General features: G+C 48.0%; 15 protein-coding genes and 1 other annotated feature (1 of these 16 only partly in view). All 15 genes read left to right on the top strand.

Annotation, left to right across the window (positions count from 1 at the left end; genetic code table 11):
- The first annotated feature begins 1 nt into the window (after position 1).
- Complete coding sequence (locus tag MUB35_RS20870; protein ID WP_033141781.1) at positions 2 to 1822, top strand: histidine kinase N-terminal 7TM domain-containing protein; 1821 nt, start codon at positions 2 to 4, stop codon at positions 1820 to 1822.
- A gap of 29 nt (positions 1823 to 1851) precedes the next feature.
- A complete protein-coding gene (locus tag MUB35_RS20865; protein WP_103731095.1) occupies positions 1852 to 3366 on the top strand; it encodes an HD domain-containing response regulator in 1515 nt (504 codons plus the stop codon).
- Positions 3363 to 5012, top strand: coding sequence for an AMP-binding protein (locus MUB35_RS20860; RefSeq protein ID WP_227210646.1), 1650 nt, complete (start codon positions 3363 to 3365; stop codon positions 5010 to 5012). The genes MUB35_RS20865 and MUB35_RS20860 overlap by 4 nt, the downstream gene beginning before the upstream one ends.
- Positions 5012 to 5263 carry an acyl carrier protein gene (locus tag MUB35_RS20855; protein WP_033141778.1) on the top strand — a complete coding sequence of 84 codons (252 nt, stop codon included), beginning with the start codon at positions 5012 to 5014 and terminating at the stop codon, positions 5261 to 5263. Before MUB35_RS20860 ends, MUB35_RS20855 begins: the two co-directional genes overlap by 1 nt.
- A gap of 57 nt (positions 5264 to 5320) precedes the next feature.
- Positions 5321 to 6187: an NAD(P)-dependent oxidoreductase gene (locus MUB35_RS20850; RefSeq protein ID WP_103731093.1), complete on the top strand. Its 867-nt coding sequence runs from the start codon at positions 5321 to 5323 to the stop codon at positions 6185 to 6187.
- The gene (locus tag MUB35_RS20845; RefSeq protein ID WP_033141776.1) at positions 6174 to 6527 is read left to right on the top strand and encodes a hypothetical protein; all 354 of its coding nucleotides are present in this window, start codon (positions 6174 to 6176) and stop codon (positions 6525 to 6527) included. The genes MUB35_RS20850 and MUB35_RS20845 overlap by 14 nt, the downstream gene beginning before the upstream one ends.
- Positions 6524 to 7813, top strand: a complete 1290-nt coding sequence (locus MUB35_RS20840; protein ID WP_244806774.1) for a vWA domain-containing protein — start codon at positions 6524 to 6526, stop codon at positions 7811 to 7813. Before MUB35_RS20845 ends, MUB35_RS20840 begins: the two co-directional genes overlap by 4 nt.
- On the top strand, positions 7810 to 9363 hold the full coding sequence (locus MUB35_RS20835) for an ATP-binding protein (RefSeq protein ID WP_054351269.1): 1554 nt from the start codon (positions 7810 to 7812) through the stop codon (positions 9361 to 9363). Before MUB35_RS20840 ends, MUB35_RS20835 begins: the two co-directional genes overlap by 4 nt.
- A gap of 89 nt (positions 9364 to 9452) precedes the next feature.
- Complete coding sequence (locus MUB35_RS20830; protein WP_244806773.1) at positions 9453 to 10868, top strand: alanine/glycine:cation symporter family protein; 1416 nt, start codon at positions 9453 to 9455, stop codon at positions 10866 to 10868.
- Between the two features lie 422 nt (positions 10869 to 11290).
- Positions 11291 to 13174, top strand: a complete 1884-nt coding sequence (gene cooS / locus MUB35_RS20825) for an anaerobic carbon-monoxide dehydrogenase catalytic subunit (protein WP_033141773.1) — start codon at positions 11291 to 11293, stop codon at positions 13172 to 13174.
- An 18-nt stretch (positions 13175 to 13192) separates the two neighbouring features.
- Positions 13193 to 13639, top strand: coding sequence for a 4Fe-4S dicluster domain-containing protein (locus tag MUB35_RS20820; RefSeq protein ID WP_033141772.1), 447 nt, complete (start codon positions 13193 to 13195; stop codon positions 13637 to 13639).
- 1 nt (position 13640) lies between these two features.
- Positions 13641 to 14867, top strand: a complete 1227-nt coding sequence (locus tag MUB35_RS20815) for an NAD(P)/FAD-dependent oxidoreductase (protein WP_244806772.1) — start codon at positions 13641 to 13643, stop codon at positions 14865 to 14867.
- A gap of 454 nt (positions 14868 to 15321) precedes the next feature.
- Positions 15322 to 16545: a tyrosine--tRNA ligase gene (gene tyrS / locus MUB35_RS20810; RefSeq protein ID WP_033141770.1), complete on the top strand. Its 1224-nt coding sequence runs from the start codon at positions 15322 to 15324 to the stop codon at positions 16543 to 16545.
- Positions 16546 to 16912: 367 nt separating this feature from the next.
- A complete protein-coding gene (locus MUB35_RS20805; RefSeq protein WP_244806771.1) occupies positions 16913 to 18229 on the top strand; it encodes a hypothetical protein in 1317 nt (438 codons plus the stop codon).
- Positions 18230 to 18419: 190 nt separating this feature from the next.
- Positions 18420 to 19106 carry a hypothetical protein gene (locus MUB35_RS20800; RefSeq protein ID WP_244806770.1) on the top strand — a complete coding sequence of 229 codons (687 nt, stop codon included), beginning with the start codon at positions 18420 to 18422 and terminating at the stop codon, positions 19104 to 19106.
- Between the two features lie 147 nt (positions 19107 to 19253).
- Positions 19254 to 19358, top strand: a binding site (T-box leader) (it continues 184 nt past the right edge of the window).

The raw sequence follows: 19358 nt of genomic DNA, 5'->3' as shown, positions 1-19358 counted from the left end.
TATGGAACGAATCATGACACATCTGGTGGATGTAGCGGTCACTATTCTGATTTTCTTTCTTTACAGCTGTATCCGGAAGGGCAGACTGCCGCTGCTGCAGAGGCTCTACGTGGCGGCATCGGCGTTTCTCCTTATCTGGCTTCTGGCGATTGCCGGAATCCTGGGGGGTGCTGACAGCAGTATGCAGGTGCTCACCATACTGGACGCTATCACCTGCGGTGCCTGCGCGCTGATGGTGGTCACTGTGCTGCTTTTGACAATTGCGTTTATATACAATTATGAAAAGCTTCCAAGGATATTTTATTTTCTCTATATCCTGCCGGTGGTGACCTCCCTGATCGTATTTACAAATCCATGGCATCATCTTTTTTATAAACAGTTTTCCATCTATGCCTCAGAGGTGAAATTCGGACCGTTGTTCATCCTGTCAGGCAGTCAGTATTATATTTACTGTATTCTGTCCATTGTGCTGGCCTTAAGGAACGGCATCAGGAAGAGAAATAATAGCGCAGTGTGGCAGTCCATTTTATTTGCATGGGGGCTGATCGTGCCGGTGTGTGTCAATCTTTTAGCAACCCTGAAGATTGTCAATCTGTCCATCGCGGCAACTCCCATTGCTTTCATGTTCACGATCATCTGCCACGGAATAGCAATTTATTATCTGAATTTTTTAAACATCAAGCCCATTGCACTGCAGAATATAATTGACAATATTTCGGATGGTTATGTGATCATTTCCTCAGACAGCCAGATCATCAATATGAATGATGCCTTCCGGGAGAATTTCGGGGAAAGCTACGGTATGAAAAATAACGTATATCTGGACCGTCAGGTGGAAGTTCTGGATGAACAGAAAAGGGATGTGATCTACAATCTGTTAAGTTTTTTTGATATCTGCAGACAGACGGTGAGTGTGATCACCTATGAGCAGGCAGTGATAAAAGACGACAAAAAGATTTATTATTCCGTGGAGCTGACTCCGGTATTCGGAAAACAGAGAATGATGGGCGTGGTGGCGCTTTTTAAGGACGTGACACAGGTAAAAGAGGAGATTCGGCAGCAGCAGCAGAAACTGAGCCAGGAGATGGAGCGGGAGCGGCTGGCTTCCCTGGGACAGATGATCGGAGGCATTTCCCATAACTTAAAGACACCGATCATGTCTGTCTCAGGCAGTGTGGAGTCTCTGGAAAAACTGGTGGATGAATATACGATCAGTCTTGGGGATGAAGATGTGACGGTGGAGGATTATCAGGAAATTGCGGGGGATATGAGAGCGTGGCTTGGAAAAATCAGGGAGAGCTGTGCTTACATGTCTGATATCATCACCACAGTGAAGGGACTGGCTACGAATATGAACACCAACAATATTGTGGAATTTACAGTGGATGAAGTGTTCAGAAGAGTGTTTCTGCTGATGAAGCACAGTCTTGCCAAGCACGGCTGTGTTTTATCCATGGAAAATGAACTGCCCGGGGATGCTGTTTTAAAGGGGGATATCAACAATCTGGTACAGGTGGTCAACAATCTGGTGGACAATGCCATGGATGCCATGAAGGAGGAAGGCGGGAAGATCACCCTCTGCGCGGAAAAGAAAAACGGGAATATTCTGATCAAGGTGAAGGACAGCGGACCGGGAATTGCCCCGGAGGTTATGGAACGGCTGTTTCACTCCATGGTGACGACGAAAGGGGCAATGGGAACCGGCCTGGGGCTTTACAGTTCCGCAGGTTTGATACGGGGTAAGTTCAGCGGAAGAATGTGGGCTGAGAATCTGCCGGAGGGCGGAGCTGTCTTCTGCGTGGAACTGCCCCTGCAAAGTTAAGAGAAAAGATTATTTGAGGTGAAGAAGGTATGCGAAAAAATAAGGCAGGACAGCAGAAAAATGGCTTCACCATGCTGGTTCTGGATGACGACAAGAATATTACGGACGCACTGTATTCCTATTTTGAATCCTCCGGCTATACTGTAGAGACGGAAAACGATCCGCTGGGCGCTCTGGAGAAGATGAAGAACAAATCCTATGATATTCTTTTGCTGGATTTTATCATGTACCCCATCTGCGGGGATCAGGTGGTGGCACGTCTGCGGCAGTTTGATACCAGAATTTTTGTGATCATGCTTACCGGGCACAGGGAGGTGGCACCGCCTCTGAACACGATCCGGGAGCTGGATATTCAGGGGTATTTTGAGAAAAGCGACCGTTTTGACCAGCTTGAACTCTTAGTGGAAAGCTGTGTCAAGTCCATCCGGCAGATGCGCACGGTCTACCGTTACCAGGACGGGCTGGGATCCATCTTAGGCTCCATACCCAGTATACATCAGCTTCTCTCCCTGGATGTGGTACTTGGAAGGATTCTGGGACAGATGCTGCTTTTGGGGGATAACAGGCACGGATTTGCCTGGATCAAGCCCAAAAGGATCATATCATCCATGCCTGTGGAAAATCTGCCGGATGATATTTTCCAGGGAAGCGGAAAATATGAAAAAAAACTGGAACAGTTTTTAAAAGAGGATTATCCGCAGTTTGAAAATGCTGTGCAGAAGGCGGGCAGCAGCGGGGAAATTCAGGAGTTTGACGGACTTTTCCTGGTTCCGCTCAAGGCAAACCATGATATCTTTCTGGGAGTTTTGGGAATCGGACGGGATTCCGCCTATTCTGATGTGCAGCAGCGTCTTCTGGCTGTCTACGGGGAACAGGTCACCACAGCGCTTCACAACACGATCCTTCACATGCTTCTGAATATTAACAACAGAAAACTCAGTCTGACGTATTCCCGGCTGAAAGAGAGCTATATGCAGACCGTGGAGGCCCTTCGGCTTCTGGTGGATGCCAAGGATGATTACACCCGGGGGCATTCTGACAGGGTCTCCATGTACGCAGAGAAAATAGCCAAGAAGACAGGGATGGAAGAATCCCAGACAGAATGTGTCAGGTGCGCCGGACTGCTCCACGATATCGGAAAAGTAGGAGTCTCTGACGCAATTTTGTGCAAAGAGGATAAACTGACAGAGGAAGAGTTTGCCGTGATACGAAGACATCCGGAAATCGGAGGGAAGATTCTCTCCTGCATAGACATGTTTCACAATCTGGGAGAGATCGTGCGGGCGCACCACGAACGGATAGACGGCCGTGGATATCCGGACGGGCTGAGAGGGGAACAGATTCCCCCGGAAGCGCGGATGATCTCCATTGCCGATGCTTTTGATGCCATGATGTCGGACCGTCATTACAGAAAACGGCTTTCCCTGGCAAAAGCAAAAGAGGAGCTGGAAGCGGGGAAGGGCACACAATTTGACGCAGGACTGGTGGAGGTTTTTCTGGAGCTGATAGCAAATGGTGAGCTGGGAGAACTGGAGGGGACATGAGACTGGATTATCCTTTAAACAATGTAAATACATATGAGACAGTCGGGGAATTTCTGCAGAAGGCAGAGTCACGCTTTGGGGACAGACCGGCGGTCACTGTCTATGACTGGGAGGGAAAGGAACACTGCTATACCTACCGGATGCTTGCAAGGGATGCAAAGGCGATTGCGCTGGTGCTCCTGGATATGGGTATCGCAGGGAAACATCTGGCAATCGCAGGGGAGAACGGCTATGAGTGGCTTGTGATGTTTTTGGCCTGCTGTTCTGTGGGCGCTGTGGCGCTTCCTGTGGATGTGGAGCAGCAGGATGAGAAAATCCTGCAGTGCATCCGTTACGGTGACTCCTGCATGGCTGCCGTTTCCCGGGAATATGAATTTCTGTTTCAGGATTTTCCCGGCTGCCCTGTGCTCTGCCTGTGGGATGCTCACAGTGACAACAGCTTTCCCTCTCTTCTTTTAAGGGGATACGAGGCGCTTAAGAGCAGGGAGGAAGAGCTGAACCTTGCAATGGATAAAGTACAGGCAGATGAGACAGCTGTCATCATCTACACCTCCGGTACTTTAAGCAGTCCGAAACCGGTCATGCTCAGCCACGGCAATATTATGTTCAATGCCTGCCATGCCCAGGCACTGGTGGAGGCAGGGGATAAGGCATATACCTGCCTGCCTTTATATCATGCGTATTCCCTTGTGTGCGGTGCGTTAAATGTCCTGACACAGGGGCAGCATCTGGGATTGAACGGAAGTGTGAAGAACTGGATGCGAGACCTGCGCCTGTTTTGCCCGGAGATGATACTTCTGGTTCCCATGATGATGGAATCCCTGATCCGCAGCATCCGTCTGGAACAGAAGCGGGACGGCACGCGGGAGGAGGCAAAAAAGGCATTGAAAAGGTACCAAAGCCGGAAAAAATATCATCTGTCCTGCAGTCCTTTTGTGCACGATGCGTTAACCCGCGTTCTCGGGGACTCTGTCTCCCTTATCATCTGCGGAGGTGCTCAGCAGAACGAGCGGCTGGCCCAGGAGTTTGGCTGCTACGGAATCTGCGTGCTGCAGGGATACGGGGTTACGGAGTGCGGTCCTCTTATTTCCGTAAACAGAAACCGCAGACACAGGGAAAATTCCGTGGGCGTGCTGCTTCCAGAGACCAGAGTGAAGATTCGGGACGGGGAGATTCTGGTTAAGGGTCCGTCAGTCTTTAAAGGTTATTATAAAGCGGACGGGGAGACAAAAAAAGCATTTTCGGATGGCTGGTTCTGTACCGGAGATCTGGGATATATGGACAGGAAAGGGTTTCTCTACATTACGGGGAGAAAAAAGAATCTGGTGGTGTTCAGCAACGGTAAAAAAGTGGTGCCCGAGGAGTTGGAGGAGCTCATACTGCAGATCCCTCTTGTCAGGGAAGTGATGGTATATGGAGCCAGTAACGGGCAGACAGCCGATGATGTGAAGCTCTCCGCGGTCATTTACGCGGATCCGCAGAAGACCCGGGGCATGACAAGCTATGAAGTGCTGGAGCGGATTCAGGAGGAGATTTATGAGCTGAATAAAAAACTGCCTTTTCATAAAAGAATCCAGCTTATCCGCATGACAGAAGCGGAGTTTAAGAAGACATCCATCTATAAAATAAAAAGGGGGCGTTTTTGATGCGCAGTGAAGCTTACCTGTCTGTTATTGAAGAACTTGTTTATCAGGTGACCGGAATCAGCGAACTGACCCCCGATACGGATTTTATCAGGGATTTGGCGCTGAATTCTCTGGATGTGGCAAACCTTGTCTGTGCCTTTGAGGACAGGTTTCAGGTGGAAATCCCTGTGCGGGATGTATGGCAGTTGTCCCAGGTGCGGGATGTAATAGAATATATGCAGAAAAAAGCAATGCATAAAAAACAGGTGTAAATTTCCCGGAATTATGGTAAACTGTTATAAGTGAAAACCGAGAAGAGGTGTAAAAGAATGAAAAAAATAGGTTTTATCGGTGTGGGAGTCATGGGTAAATCCATGGTCCGCAACCTGATGAAAGCAGGATACGAACTGTCTATCTATACGAGAACCAAAGAGAAGGTGCTGGATATCATCGAGGAGGGAGCCGTATGGTGTGATACCGTAGCACAGTGCGTCAGAGACAGGGAGGCTGTCATCACCATGGTTGGCTATCCCGAAGACGTATGGGAGGTCTATTTTGGCGAGGCCGGAATCATAGCAAATGCCAGACCAGGAACCTATGTCATTGATATGACCACCACCAGCCCGAAGCTTTCCGTGGAGATTTATGAGAGAGCAAGGGATGCAGGGATTTACGCTGTGGATGCTCCGGTATCCGGCGGGGATGTGGGTGCAAGGCATGGCACCTTATCCATTATGGCCGGCGGGGATGAAGAAGCGTTTGAAGCCTGCCTGGAGCTGTTCAAATCCATGGGCAAGACTATTATCTACGAGGGAAAAGCCGGCAACGGACAGCACACAAAAGCTGCCAACCAGATTGCGCTTGGCGGTGTGATCGCAGGTGTGTGTGAGGCCATCACCTATGCCCGCGCCGCAGGCCTTGATGTACAGACTATGCTGGACAGTATCAGTCAGGGCGCAGCGGGAAGCTGGCAGATGAATAATATGGCACCCCGCATGATCAAAGAGGACTATGATCCGGGATTTTTCATCAAACATTACATCAAGGATATGAAGATCGCCCTGGAGGAGTCCGATGCCAGAAAGCTAACACTCCCTATTCTCATGGAAGTACTGGATATGTACAAGAAGCTGGATGAAAAAGGATTGGGTGACCTGGGCACCCAGGCTCTGATAAAATATTATGAAGAACAGTAGCAGGGAACAGGATGAGAAGTTCCTGTCAAGCAGGCAGGAGAACATCCGCCTTGCAATTGCTCTGGAGCGTTTTTTTGAATTATGCCCTGAGGACGGCCTTTTATATGAGCGGTACAGGGAATATCTGAAGAAGCGTTTCCGTCCTGCCATGGAAAAACTGATGAAAGCCAGGGAGACAGAGAAAGTAAAAGTTCTTTTTGGTTTGGATACAGTGACACTGGTGCAGATGGATGAACTTCTGGCACTGGCGCAGAAGTATGGAAGTACGGAAAGTGTTTTATGGCTTCTGTCAAAAAAGGAGGAGCAGTTCGGATTTGGCGGAAAGGATATGGAATTATGAGACAGGCAGAGGAAATTGCACAGGAAATCTGGGCATTGGCCAAGCAGGAAATTTCCTGCGCCTGTCCTTTTTTTGTGCTGGCATGCAGTTATCTGAAAATGGCAGCAGATGAAACATGTGCCTGCACCTGTACAGACGGCAGGGTGCTCCATTATTCTCCCAAAGCTGTTCTGACTGATTTTGCGGAAAAGGGCAGGAAATACATAAACAGAGTGTATCTGCACAGCCTGTTCCATTGCCTCTATCTGCACCCCGCAGACCGTGAGGAACGAGATGAGGAGCTGTGGAATTTGGCCTGTGACATAGTGGCAGAATATACGGTGGATTGCCTTGGCATGCCCTTCCTTACAGGGGAAGCCGGAAAAGAAAAAACGGAAGTTTACCGCCTGTTCTGGAAGGGGAAAAAATCCAGGACCGCAGCACAGATTTATGACATGCTGCGGGAGGGGGAGTTTGGAAAGAGCTGTACAGATGCCTGGAGAAGTCTGTTTTTTACGGACGGGCACAGTCTCTGGAGAATGCTTTCCAAGGGAGAGCTTGCCGGTATCCGGGATGTATGGGAAAAGGCAGCGGCATATACCAGCAGGGATGCGGGAAATGCCGGTAAGAGGGCAGGAAGTGAAAAAGGGAATAGGCAGGAATGGTATGAGCTGCAGCAAAAAAGAAGGTATGATTACCGGAAATTTTTGCGGCGTTTTGCTGTGCAGAGAGAGGAAGTCCAGCTCGATATGGAAAGTTTTGATTATATTTCCTATTGCCTTGGACTGTCTATGTATGGTAACATGCCACTGGTGGAGCCTCTGGAATATACAGAGGCATGCAAGCTTGAGGAAATCGTCATAGCCATTGATACGTCCAGCTCCTGTTCCCGGGAAATGGTACAGCGTTTTTTGGAAGAGACGTATTCCATGCTCAGTGAGAGAGAAAATTTTTTCAGGAAAATGAATGTCCACGTCATACAGTGTGACTGCTACATCCAGGAGGATGTGACCCTGTGCTGCGAGGAGGACTGGCGGGCTTATATGAAGCAGATTCGGATCCAGGGAAGGGGCGGCACGGATTTCCGCCCGGTATTTACTTATGTGGACAGGCTGATCAGAGAGAAAAAGATCAGAAATTTAAAAGGGCTTCTGTATTTTACGGACGGGGACGGCATCTATCCCGCCGGGAAGCCGGACTATGAGACAGCATTTATTTTAATAAAGGAGCCTCCGGGAAATGTGAAAATCCCTTCGTGGGCTATCCGTCTGTATCTGGATGAGAGAAAGGCAGGATCAGGAGTATGAATATCGGGCAGGCAAAACAGGAAATAGAAAATACCGTGCGGGCCTACACAAAAAAGAAGGCTGACGGAACTTACGCCATACCGGCTGTGCATCAGCGTCCGGTGCTTTTGATCGGTCCTCCGGGAATCGGCAAGACAGCTATAATGGAACAGGCTGCAGAAAGCCTGCAGATCGGTCTTGTGGCCTACACCATTACCCACCATACAAGGCAGAGTGCCATCGGACTGCCGGTCATTGAAAAAAGGCAGTTTGACGGAAAAGAATATACGGTGACAGAATATACCATGAGTGAAATTGTGGCGTCTGTTTACCGGTGCATGGAGCGGACGGGGTGCAGAGAGGGCATCTTGTTTATTGACGAGATCAACTGTGTCTCAGAAACGCTTGCACCCACCATGCTCCAGTTTCTTCAGTGCAAGACTTTTGGGAGCCATAAGATACCGGAGGGCTGGGTCATAGTGGCAGCGGGAAATCCTCCCGAGTACAACAAATCCGTAAGGGAATTTGACATGGTCACCCTGGACAGGATCAAGCGGATCGAGGTGACAGAGGATTACGGCGTATGGAAATGTTATGCCAGAGAGCATGGGATACATGCATCCATTCCCGCATACCTGGATGTGCGGAGGGAGAATTTCTACCGCACCGAGGCAAATGCGGAGGGGCATTATTTTGTCACGGCCAGGGGCTGGGAGGATCTATCGCGGATGATGTATGTGTATGAGGAGCTTGGGATTCCTGTCACAGACGAGTTCGTGTTCCAATATATCCAGCAGCCGGAAGTAGCAAAGGATTTTACGGGATTTTACGGACTCTGCAGAAAATATCAGGAAGATTATGCGTTTTCTTCGCTTTTGGACGGGACTATGGATGATGCTGCGGTAAAGGAGAAAGAGGAACGGCTGAAAAGATCCGGTTATGATGAACGTATGGCGGTGATCAGTCTTCTTTTGGGAGCCGTGCATACAGCGCTTGCCCGGTATGCTGCCGGTGAACGGGAGACAAAGGCCCTTTATGAGGAAGCCCGCAGACTGAAGAACGGTCTGGATGTTCAGGAGCCGGAAGAGGCGGCCCGGATGCTGGATCATGAAATGGAAAAGCGGCAGCGCGCACTGGAGATAAAAAAGGAAGCGGGACTGTACCGGGAGGATGAAGCGTATCTTGCCCGGTATGTGACAGACTGGGTAAGGCGTTATCTGTATGAGTGGAAAAAGGTGAGCAGCCGGCAGGAATGCACGGCTTCCTCTGTATTAAAAGAGATGTTTGAACAGGAAAAGAAAAAACTGGATGATGCAAGAGCAGATGTGCAGCGGCTTTTGGAGCGGGCTTTTGCCTTTGCCGGTGAGGCTTTTTCAGGCGGACAGGAGATGGCTGTGTTCACAGAGGAGATTTCCAGGGATGAGACAGTGATGAAGTTCATCTTGGAAAATGGCTGTAAGGCGTACCGGGAAGCAGGAAAGATCCTGCAGACAGAGAAGAGAGAGCGTGAACTGAAGGAGGAAATCCGGGAGTTGTCGGATTGTCTTCAGACAGGAGAAAACATTTTGTGATTTCATAAATATCCAAAAAAAGAAGATACTAAGTAACAATGCATTACCGTAAAGACGGACGGGCAAAGAACTGGAAAGGACAAAACAATATGCTGAATAATATTTTGACTCGTGTGAACGATTTTATGTACACCTACCCGTTATTGATACTGCTTGTGGGTGCCGGCGTGTATTTTACCGTGCGGACCCGCTTTGTACAGGGACGCCTGCTTGGCGAAGCTTTTCGCGTGCTGCTTGAAAAAGCGGAGGTGAAAGACGGCAAAAAACAGGTGTCCTCTTTTCAGGCACTGATGATATCCACTGCCTCCAGAGTGGGAACCGGCAACATTGCCGGAATTGCCACTGCCATTGCTGCCGGAGGCCCCGGCGCTGTGTTCTGGATGTGGGTGATGGCTGTGATCGGCAGTGCATCCGCCTTTATTGAGAGTACCCTGGCACAGGTGTACAAGGTGAAAGATGGAAAAGACTTCAGAGGCGGACCTTCTTATTACATGGAGAAGGCGCTTGGGAAGAGATATCTCGGAATTATATTTTCGGTACTGCTGATCATCTGTTTTGCCTACGGGTTTAACGGGCTGCAGTCTTTTAATATGTCCTCTTCTCTGGAATATTATATTCCCGGGTATGCGGACAGTGTTTATCCGGCTGTTATAGGTGCTGTATTGGCGGCAGCTACGGCTTTTGTTATTTTCGGCGGGGTCCACAGGATCGGATTTATCACTTCTGTGATCGTGCCTGTGATGGCGGGCGGCTACCTGCTCATGGGGCTTGCCACCATGGTGATGAATGCGGGAAGGATTCCTGAAGTCTTTGCACTGATCTTCAGGGAAGCCTTTGACGGACAGGCGATTTTCGGAGGGTTTGCGGGCAGTGCTGTGGTGATCGGAATCAAGAGGGGACTTTTTTCCAATGAGGCCGGTATGGGAAGCGCGCCCAATGCTTCTGCCAGCGCGGCGGTGAGCCATCCGGCAAAACAGGGGCTGGTGCAGGTGCTCTCCGTGTTTATTGATACGCTGCTGATCTGTTCCGCCACTGCCATGATGCTGCTGCTTTCCGGTGTGGAAGGAAAGTCAGGAGTTTTGGATGGGATTCCCTATGTGCAGCAGGCTATTTCCGCAAATGTGGGGACGTGGGGGATTCATTTTATCACGTTTTCCATTTTTACGTTTGCGTTTTCCAGTCTGGTGGGAAATTATTATTATGCGGAGTCGAATATTAAGTTTATCAAGGATGATAAGAAGCTTTTGTTTGTGTTCCGGGTGAGTTGTCTTTTGGCAGTGTTTTTGGGGGCGCAGGCGGACTTTTCGGTGATCTGGAATGTGGCGGATATTACCATGGGGGGAATGGCTGTGCTGAATATTGTGGTGATACTGCTGCTTGGGGGGACGGCTGTGAAGGTGCTTCGGGATTATGAGGAGCAGAAGAAGAGAGGGGTTGAGCCGGTTTTCAGGGCTGAGGAATTGGGGATTGGGAATACGGAGTGTTGGGGGGAGGAGGGACTTTAAAATAGGGTGGCGGATGTGGCTGATGCCGGATGTGGCTGATGCCGGACGCCGGACCTGGCCGCAGGTTTCCCTGTACGGACGAGAGCAGAGAACTTTCAAGCTAACACGTAAGCCGCACTAAGTTCATCGCCTTAGAGCTCTTCACTAAGTGCTTGCTAACGTGTGGATCTTGAAAGATTCTCTAAACGCTCTTAAACGTCCGTACAGGGAAACCTGCGGCCAGGTCCGGCTGTTTTTCTGGGATGGGACATGTTGAAAAAATTGGGCGGCAGGTTTAGTAATGCGGATGAAAGAGATAAGAAAAAAATTTTTACGGTTATACTTGACTAATTTTATCTAGATTGTTATAATATTAACAGTCAAGGAAATATTTAGGTAAAAGGATAGTTATTTAATTATTTATTTTTAGGAGGATATTTAAGATGAATCAGTGTTTTGGTTGTAACACATGTGCTAGTGCGGATAAGAAGCTGGAGGGGTATATCCGGGAGCTGCCGATGGAGACTTCACATCACAGGGTGGAAGGGCAGAGCACGAAGTGCGGGTTTGGTCTGCAGGGTGTCTGCTGCAGGCTTTGTGCAAATGGGCCCTGCCGGATCACACCTAAGGCGCCGAGAGGAATCTGTGGTGCTACGGCAGATGTGATCGTGGCTCGTAACTTCCTGAGGGCTGTGGCAAGCGGGTCAGGGTGTTATATACATATTGTGGAAAATACGGCGCTGAATGTGAAGAAGACAGCTATGGCAAAAGGGGAGATCAAAGGAGAAAAATCCCTGAAGAGGCTGGCTGAGATTTTCGGTGTGGAAGGCAAAGATAAATGGGAAACTGCGCAGATCGTTGCCCAGAAGGTGCTGGATGATCTGTATAAACCGGAATATGAGAAGATGGAGCTGGTTGAGAAGATGGCTTACGCTCCCAGATTCCAGAGATGGCAGGAGCTTGGAATCCTGCCGGGCGGCGCGAAAGGCGAGGTGTTCCATGGAGTTGTAAAATGCTCTACTAACCTGAACTCAGATCCGGTGGATATGCTGACAGATTGTCTGAAGCTGGGTATTTCCACAGGTATTTACGGACTGACACTGACGAATCTTCTGAATGATGTGCTGCTGGGTGAGCCGGAGCTCAGACTGGCGCCTGTGGGACTCAGGGTGATCGATCCGGATTATATAAATATTATGATCACAGGACATCAGCACACGATCTTTGTGGATCTGCAGGAGAGGCTGACTTCAAAAGAGGCTGTGGAGAAGGCAAAGGCTGCCGGAGCAAAAGGATTTAAGCTGGTTGGATGTACCTGTGTGGGACAGGATCTGCAGCTTCGCGGGGCGCATTACACAGAGGTGTTTGACGGTCATGCGGGAAACAATTACAGCAGTGAGGCTGTGCTGGCTACAGGCGGTATTGATGCGGTGCTCTCTGAGTTTAACTGTACACTTCCCGGTATTGAGCCTATCTGTGAGGAGCTGAAGATCAAACAGATCTGTCTGGATGATGTGGCGAAGAAGGCAAATGCAGAGCTGAAACCTTATGTATTTGAAGAGAGAGAAAAACAGAGTGAAGAGATCATAGATGAGATCGTTGCGGCTTACAAAGCAAGAAGAGGCAGTGTGCCCATGAATCTTCTGCCCGAACATGGAAATGACAACACCCTTACAGGTGTCAGCGAAGTGTCCTTAAAGGAATTCCTGGGCGGCAATTGGAAACCGCTGATCGACCTGATCGTTTCAGGTGATATCAAGGGTATTGCCGGTGTGGTTGGATGTTCTAATCTGACAGCGGGCGGCCATGATGTGCTGACAGTGGAAATGACAAAAGAGCTGATTGCAAAGGATATTCTGGTACTGACAGCAGGCTGTTCTTCAGGAGGTATTGAGAACTGCGGACTGATGACTCCGGAGGCTGCGAAATATGCAGGTCCGAAGCTGCGCGCTGTATGTGAGAAACTGAATATTCCTCCGGTATTGAACTTTGGACCATGTCTTGCGATCGGACGTCTGGAGATTGTTGCTACAGAGCTGGCAGAGGCAATCGGTGTTGATATTCCGAAGCTTCCTCTGGTACTGTCTGCTGCACAGTGGCTTGAGGAGCAGGCTCTGGCGGATGGATGCTTTGGCCTGGCTCTGGGACTGCCGCTGCATCTGGGACTGCCGCCTTTTGTGACAGGAAGCAAAGTGGTGACAAAAGTGCTGACAGAGGATATGAAATCCCTCACAGGCGGGCAGGTTATTATCAATGGTGATGCAAAAGAGAGCGCTGAGATTCTGGATAAAATTATCGAGGAAAAACGTGCAGGCTTAAATATCTGATACAGGGGGGATGCGGTTATGAAGAGAATTATGGTGGATGCCAGCAAATGTGACGGCTGTAAAAGCTGCTCCCTGGCCTGCATGCAGGCGCACCGGGAAACACCGGGGACAATTTACGACCTAGACGTGACAGACATTTCCAACGAGACCAGAAACTTTATATATAAAAATCCGCAGGGCGGCTATACTCCTATTTTCTGCCGCCACTGTGATCAGCCGGAGTGTGTGATGTCCTGTATGAGCGGGGCACTTACAAAGGATGAGAAGACCGGGCATGTGCTGTACAATGAGGAAAAATGCGGTTCCTGTTTCATGTGTGTCATGAACTGTCCGTACGGAGTTTTAAAACCGGATGAAAAGACGCATTTAAAAGTGATCAAATGTGATTTCTGCATTGACAAAGGCGAGGAACCCAGTTGTGTAAAAGCCTGTCCAAAAGAGGCTATCTGGGTAGAGGAGGTGTAGCATGGGATATGTGATTTTAGGCGTGGGTGCTGCGGGCATTACTGCGGCAAAGACCATCCGGAAAGCAGAGAAAGAGGCGGAGATCACCATGATCTCCACGGACCGACAGGTACATTCCCGCTGTATGCTGCACAAATATTTGAGCCATGAGCGGACAGCCGAAAAGCTGAGCTTTGTACCGGAAGATTTTTTTGAGACCAACAGGATTCACTGGATAAAAGGAAAAACCGTTACAGGTCTCGATACTGCAAAAAAGAAAGTTATATTGGAAGACGGCGGGGAAGTTCCCTATGATAAGCTGCTGATCGCCACAGGCGCTGGGAGCTTTATCCCTCCTGTGGGAAATTTGCGGGAAGCTGCCAATGTATTCGGGCTGCGTCATCTGCGCGATGCGGAAGCAATTGATAAAATGGCAGAAAGCGCAGAGCAGATTGTCATCATCGGTTCCGGCCTGGTGGGGCTGGATGCGGCTTACGGTCTGATGGAAACAGGAAAGAAGGTATCCATTGTGGAGATGGCAGATCAGATTCTGCCTATCCAGCTTGATAAAACGGGTGCTCTCGAATATCAGAAACGTTTTGAGGCGGCAGGTGCTTCCTTTTATCTGGGAAGAAAAGCCGCTGAGACGAAAATGGATAAAAACGGCAGGATCACGGAGGTGATTCTTGACAATGGAGAGTCACTGCCGTGTGATATGGTGATCGTGGCGGCGGGTGTGAGAAGTGCCACCGCAGGTCTTGATGGTGAAGGAATCGTGGTTGACAGAGGCATGAAGGTCAATGATTATCTGCAGACCGGTGCTGCCGATGTCTATGCTGCCGGGGATGTGACAGGGCTTTCCGGTATCTGGCCAAATGCCCAGAAACAGGGAGAGACGGCTGCCCTCAATATGATGGGGGGAAATGTGGAATATGAGGATCGGTTTGCAATCAAGAATACCATTAATTTCTTTGGGCTGGTATCTCTCTGTGTAGGTCTGATCGTTCCGGAAACTACCGATGTGGTGATCGCCAGAGAAGATGCAAGCAATTATAAACGCGTGATAATCCGTGGCGGAAAAGTAGTGGGTGTGCTTCTTCAGGGAGATATTTCCCATGCAGGTATCTGGCAGTATCTCATTAAAAATGAGATTTCCATTTCAGGGATTGAAAAGGATATCTTTGATCTGAATTTCGGTGATTTTTACGGAATCAGAGAGAACGGGGAATATACCTGGCGCACAGCGTGATGATGACCTGTGATTTTTATAAAAAAGGGCTTGACAAACTGAAGTTTTAACGGGTATACTTGGTGACATATACAGAAATGCTGTGATGGGAACAAGTAATCCCCGTGGGCTTCCACAGAAAGCTGCCGGCTGATGAGAGGCGCGGAAGGAAGCGGACGATGAATACCTCCCTGAGCTTCACACCGAACAGTGGTTATGCTGCGGACAGCAGTGTAAGGCTTAAGTAGGCTGTGACGGAGTGGCACACGTTATCGTGCAGATGAGTATCGCCTTGTCAAAAGGCCGTACTTACTGAGGCAGACGATGTGAATCGTCTGTGAAAAAAGGTGGTAACACGGAAGCAGATACAGCTCCCGTCCTTTGTAAAGAGGACGGGAGCTTTTTACTGCGCGCAGGTGTGCGGATACCGCTTTCGTCCGGTTAGAATTTACAGATAAGTAAAGGAGAAAACACTATGAAAATCTATGAAGAACTGACTGCCAGAGGCCTGATCGCACAGGTGACAGATGAAGAAGAGATCCGTGAGCTGGTGAACAATGGAAAAGCAACATTTTACATCGGTTTTGATCCTACAGCCGACAGTCTGCATGTGGGACATTTTATGGCGCTGTGCCTGATGAAGCGTCTGCAGATGGCAGGCAACAAGCCGATCGCCTTACTCGGCGGCGGCACCGGCATGATCGGAGATCCTTCAGGAAGAAGCGACATGCGCCAGATGATGACAGAGGAGACGATCCAGTATAACTGTGACTGTTTCAGAAAACAGATGAGCCGTTTTATTGATTTTTCAGAGGGAAAAGCCCTTATGGTAAATAATGCAGACTGGCTTCTGGACCTCAATTATGTGGAGATGTTGAGAGAAGTGGGCGCTCATTTTTCCGTAAACAATATGCTTCGCGCAGAGTGCTACAAACAGCGCATGGAAAAGGGACTGAGTTTCTTTGAATTTAACTACATGATCATGCAGAGCTATGACTTTTATATGCTGTACAAGAACTACGGCTGTAATATGCAGTTCGGCGGGGATGACCAGTGGAGCAACATGCTGGGCGGTACAGAGCTGATCCGCCGTAAGCTTGGAAAAGACGCCTATGCTATGACCATTACCCTGCTTCTGAACTCAGAGGGCAAGAAGATGGGCAAAACCCAGTCAGGAGCTGTCTGGCTGGATCCCAATAAGACATCACCTTTTGACTTTTATCAGTATTGGAGAAATGTCAGCGACGCAGATGTGCTGAAATGTCTGCGCATGCTTACATTCCTGCCTTTAGAGCAGATTGATGAGATGGACAAATGGGAGGGCAGCCAGCTCAATACAGCAAAAGAGATTCTGGCTTATGAGCTGACCAGCCTGGTACATGGCGAGGAAGAGGCCGGAAAATCCCAGGAGGCAGCAAGAGCTTTATTTACCAGCGGAAATGCAGCAGATATGCCGTCAGCCGTCATTGAACAGTCAGATCTGCAGGACGGAAATATTGACCTTATTTCACTTCTGCACAAGAGCGGATTGGTGGGCAGCCGTTCCGAGGGAAGAAGAGCCATCGAACAGGGCGGCGTTGCCATTGACGGTGAGAAGATCACAGATGTAAAATATCTGGTTCCGGGAGAAAAACTGGACGGGGACGGAATCGTTCTGAAACGCGGAAAGAAAAATTTCCGGAAAGTGACAATAAAATAAAGCCATAAGGATTCGGTCAACAGAGCCGCAGCAGGTATTCGTCCATAAGAATTATCTTATAATAGGACGGATATCTGCTGTGAACTGTGTCAGCCGTTACGTTTTGTGCAAAATCATCAAATTATTTTTTCTTTGTTAATGCCATTGCATTTTAACTCAGAATATGGTAATCTGGATTTACGAAAAGGTCAGCGCTGAACAATCGAAAACGCGCAGAAAACAATTCTAAAATTAAGACAATATGACACACATTTCCAAATTCTATGGAATTCCCATATTATTTCCAATTATAAAGATTCAGAGCAAAGGAATACCAACATTGTTTTTCTGATTGCGAAGCGCCTGCCGGAACAGAGAGGTTATGAGAATGAACAAAAAAGGAATGATATTTGAAGGGCTGAAAGTGCGCAATGAGATTAAAAAGGCAATGTATCAGGAGGAAAATCTGCCGGACCGCATACAGGAGGAGAACCGTTACCTGACAGAAGCGGAAGGCGAGGACACAGGTAAAAGTGTGCTTAAATGTGAGCGGGAACTGACACGTGTTCTGGAAAAGCTGATGAATGAGGATGGGGAGGAAATCTGCCTTGATGTGACCTATTTTCTGGTTTTTGCAGCAGCGCAGAATCCTGTCTGCCAGGAGGAACTGAAGACACTTACACCGGAGCAGATTCTTGAATATCAGAAGATTTTTTTGGACAATGGGTATCATGGAGAGTATTTCTTGTCCTGCCTGGGCTATGAGGAATATTATTATGCACAGGTGCTCTTTGGCATGCTGGAAGTGATGCGGGAGGGAAGCAGAGAGAAAGCGGAGGATGCTTACAGGCTGTTTATGGGGCTTATCCGCAAAGGCTGGCACAGTGCCAGAAAGGAACTTTTTAAAGAAGAGACCCTGGAGTTTCAGTGTATACAGGAATGGGCAGAACCTTATACAGAACAGCCGGCCATGGGAATGAGCCAGATATGTGTTATTTATCTGCTGGCAGAAGCCTGTCATGTGGAGATAAGGAAAAATGTGAATTATTACCTGATACTGGAGTGTATGATTGACAGAAATACGATCTGGGACAGCAAAAAAGAGGAGATTCTGGAATATGAGGTCTGGGGAAGGCAGGGATATGCGGACAGCAGTTTCAGCAGAATGCTGGCGGAGACTGTACGGAATCCGTTTCAGGCAGTGCTGGGATTTCAGGTGGAAGGATATGAAGAGTTCGATTGTTACCTCCAGAATCTTTTCCATTTGGGAGGCATTGACAGAAATGTGCTTGGCGGGGAAGTGCTGGATGAGAGGACGCGTGAGATTCTTCTGGAGATCGGTGAATTTGAAGAAAAATCCGGTTTGGAGAAGTACATTTACTCCCTTTACATTGTTTTGCTGTCCGGTTATGTAAAAAAATGCCTGGATAAGATCCTTGAAAATAATCCGGCCAGATGGCAGAGGTGCGTAGACCGGGAGGCAGAAGAAAAAGATACTTTAAAAAAACAGATCAATGAGCTGGAAGTACACTGCAGAAGCGTAAAGAAGAGAAACCGTGAACTGGAAGAAAAATTGGAGCAGGCAGAACGAACCGTACGCCGCAAAGAGAACCAGATGCAGCGCGCAGTAAAGCAGCACCAGTCTGAAAAACAGGAATTGATAAAGCTGAGAGAGCGCCAATATAATACCGGAAAAGCGGGCTGATGACTTTTGCATAATAGTCTGCAAAAGGGCAATGCTGTAAATTGCGAAAGCAATATTTTTAGCAGAATTAACAAAATATTATATGCAAAAATAGGCACTATTTTTTAACAGTATAAATGGATTTTATCAGCAAAGTATGATATACTTTGAATACAAGAAAGGTCAGTAAAACAATATGAGAGAAAACCAATTGTTAGAGTTAATATATGAGGAATTGACTGTCGTAAAAAATAATACGGAATCTATGAAAGAGGACATTGTTACATTAAATGAAAATGTCAGTATTTTGAAAGAGGATGTCAATGAACTAAAGGGAGATGTAAATGCCCTGAAGAAAGATGTCAGTGTCTTAAAAGAAGACGTCAGTGAGTTAAAAGAAGATGTCAGTGTCTTAAAAGAAGACGTCAGTGAGTTAAAAGAAGATGTCAGCGTCCTGAAGGAAGACGTCAGTGAGTTAAAAGAAGATGTCAACGTCCTGAAGGAAGACGTCAGTGAGTTAAAAGAAGATGTCAGCGTCCTGAAGGAAGACGTAAATGGATTAAAAGAAGATGTTAGTGTCCTGAAAGAAGATGTAAATGGGTTAAAAGAAGATGTCAGTGTCTTGAAAGAAGATGTCAACGGTTTAAAGGAGGATGTCGGAATCCTGAAAGTAGATGTCAGCGGATTAAAAGAGGACGTGATTCTTCTGAAAAAGGACGTCAATCATTTAAAGGAGGAAGTCACCAGAATAAAAGCAGCGCAGGCTCGTACGGACCGCCGGATTTCTTTCATTTACAAAGAATTGAAAAATATGGATGATGCCATATTGGGAGAGGTTGAAAGAGTACATGAAATCCTGGACCGCCATGCAGCGGACGGGAGTAAACATTTCGCATAATTTACACGTGCACTTCTAAACGGGCAGTGTTTCATTATTCTATGAAATGCTGCCCGTTGTCTCTGCTCTCTGCAGAAAATTAAAATCAACTATTGACAAATAAAACACATGGCATTATAATTGAAAAAAAGTTGAATTGATTAACACTTTAAACCGATGAACAAGAGGAGTAGGTAAGAATATTTACTTCCAGAGAGCCGTTGCTGGTGGGAATGCGGCAGTAAGAGTTTTTACTGAATGGACTTGTGAGGG

It is taken from the genome of Blautia sp. NSJ-175 (genome assembly GCF_022867815.1).
Taxonomy (GTDB): Bacteria; Bacillota; Clostridia; order Lachnospirales; family Lachnospiraceae; genus Blautia; species Blautia celeris.
This window is presented reverse-complemented; position numbering and strand designations above follow the sequence as displayed.